The organism is Brevibacillus porteri (assembly GCF_003013475.1).
Classification (GTDB): Bacteria; Bacillota; Bacilli; order Brevibacillales; family Brevibacillaceae; genus Brevibacillus; species Brevibacillus porteri.
The window spans coordinates 1-1,508 of sequence record NZ_PXZO01000092.1; the positions used below are offsets into that span (position 1 = coordinate 1).

At 39.5% G+C, this 1,508-nt stretch carries 2 protein-coding genes; one reads left to right on the top strand and one right to left on the bottom strand.

Going from position 1 to position 1,508, the window contains the following annotated elements; all coding sequences use genetic code 11:
- Positions 1-31 precede the first annotated feature (31 nt).
- Positions 32-844 (bottom strand): barstar family protein, encoded by an 813-nt coding sequence (locus tag C7R92_RS33075; RefSeq protein WP_244195888.1) that lies wholly within the window; start codon positions 842-844, stop codon positions 32-34.
- Positions 845-1,169: 325 nt separating this feature from the next.
- On the opposite strand from C7R92_RS33075, the gene C7R92_RS31845 reads away from it, so the two are divergent.
- Positions 1,170-1,409, top strand: coding sequence for a DUF7660 family protein (locus tag C7R92_RS31845; RefSeq protein WP_069849301.1), 240 nt, complete (start codon positions 1,170-1,172; stop codon positions 1,407-1,409).
- Positions 1,410-1,508 lie beyond the last annotated feature (99 nt).

A 1,508-nucleotide genomic window follows, 5' to 3' on the forward strand; every position in this document is an offset into this window, starting at 1 on the left:
CCATGCTGGGCGCACTGACAACGAGACATCCTCAATTAGAAGATGTCTCGCTTTTTTGTTCATACTCTACTGTAAAAATTTCGTTAGTATTACGTAATGAATAGTCCTTAAGAAGTTCTTTTAAAAAATCTGCTTCTTTCGGAAGGCGTTCCTCCAATACTTCCCATCCAATTATAGTTATTTTCATGGGTAGCTTTACCATACCGGTGATTGCGTCCCAAAATGCATTCCAATTCATACCGTACATATCAGGGAAATCAAGTTGACGTTTCAAGATCATGTGAAGATCTGCTGGAGCCACTACACGAGAAACATCAAAAAGTATATGCTCCTTCCTCGGCTTAAACTCTGTAATTAGTGGTTGATTTGGAAGTAAACTCAGATCGAACAATTTGGAATATTTCTCGTGTTCAAGTAAAAACTCTTCTATTTCTTTCCTTGAAGTATCTACATCCCCATATCCATCCAGGGCACGCTCAAGGCTTTCCGTGATCGCATACAGATATCCATTCCATTCATGATCAGAATCAACGTAATTTGATAACCTATAGAGCATTTCACATGTCTCATAAAGAGTATAGTGTTTGTTTTTGTAACTGAGGTTAATCATTCCAACTATTGTTTTTAATGCTTTTTCCTCTTCTGTATTAGTGCAAAGCTCGATAAGTAAGCGAGGAATGTCCTCCTCTTTTTTTACCATTGAAAGCTCAAACACCATATCAGGTATATCTGTTACCTCTAAAAGATCAATTACTTTATCTGCCCACACGATTATATGATCTTTAGAAAAGAACCCTATAGATAATCCAATGTGGTATACTTTGGCTTCAAACCCAATTTCCATTTTCTTCACCACCAAGTTCCAGATAGTTAGTATCATAGTAACATGCTGGAAAAGTCAGGAGTAGTGTGCAAACGGACCTATAATGAATCTTTCCAACGCTTGATAACACCACTGCAGTCGACGGTGATCAGTGGATCTACTCTCCTAGCTTTGGAATCGAAGTGGAGATTTCTCATGACAGAGAGATTCCCCCTACTGTCAATTACAAATGCTTTGAGCATATACGGTAGCTAAGGATTCATGCCAGCAGGGGAATCAGAAATCACAACGAGATGAGCTAGACAATGCGTGTGTCTACTGTTACAAAGGAGGAGAATATCTTAACATGGACCTTTTTGATAAACGCGAGAATGTTGATTCAAAAGATGAACTCATTGAATTTATAAAGGCATTACGCCACGACCTTCAAGTGAACCCTGAGGAATGGGAAAACCTATCGCTGGCTGCCTTTCTGGAGGCAATGGAATCCTGGATGGAAGATACTATAGATATGGGGTATCTGTCAGATCAGCCTGAGTGGAAGTCACTCGCTGCCATCTTATACATGGGGAAGATTTATGAGTAGGTTTTGTAGCATGTGAGGTTTTTGGGATATCTTGCGGAGAAATAACAGCGAGACGAGCTACTTAATAGCCGTCTCATTTTTAGGGTCTGTCAAAAGTTT

What these genes read in the sequence shown, in the direction of transcription:
- C7R92_RS33075 (WP_244195888.1), bottom strand. Translation starts at nt 844, where the DNA reads ATGGAAATTGGGTTTGAAGCCAAAGTATACCACATTGGATTATCTATA.
- C7R92_RS31845 (WP_069849301.1), top strand. Translation starts at nt 1,170, where the DNA reads ATGGACCTTTTTGATAAACGCGAGAATGTTGATTCAAAAGATGAACTC.